We start from the raw sequence: 548 nt of genomic DNA on the forward strand, positions 1-548 counted from the left end.
AAAGCATTAGAACACAGACTAAAAGCCTGTGGACTTGAACTGCATCCAGAGAAAACCAAGATCGTGTATTGTGGCAGAAAAGAACGACAGAAATCCTATCCCATAATTGCCTTCGACTTTCTAGGGTATACGTTCAAAAGACGAAAAGCTCAGACCAAACAGGGGTTGAACTTTACCAGTTTTCTTCCTGCAATCAGCAATAAAGCTAAAGTTTCCATACGAGAAAAGATGCGGACATGGCAATTGCACAGAAGAGGAGGCAGTGACTTAGAAACGTTGTCCCGGTATATAAATCCAGTCCTCAGAGGATGGATCAATTACTACGGAGCTTTCTACAAAACAGAGCTACACAAAGTACTTCAGCACATGAACAGGTTACTGGTAAGATGGGCTATGCGGAAATATAAAAGGCTACGGAACCGAAAAGACAGAGCCATAAAATGGATGTCAGAGATTTCCGAAAGAAGTCCGCATCTGTTTGAACACTGGTATATAGGGATAAAGTTGTCGGTTGGATAATAAGAGCCGTGTAAAGGGAGATCTTTACG

The 548-nt window shown here is 42.0% G+C and carries 1 protein-coding gene; it reads left to right on the forward strand.

Annotated elements, in window-relative coordinates:
- The coding region (locus FLS47_RS07220; RefSeq protein WP_317131683.1) for a group II intron maturase-specific domain-containing protein at nt 1–519 on the forward strand (519 nt) is incomplete at its 5' end.
- Between the last annotated feature and the right edge of the window lie 29 nt (nt 520–548).

Source organism: Sphingobacterium cavernae, from assembly GCF_008520265.1.
In the GTDB taxonomy this organism is placed as follows: Bacteria; Bacteroidota; Bacteroidia; order Sphingobacteriales; family Sphingobacteriaceae; genus Sphingobacterium; species Sphingobacterium cavernae.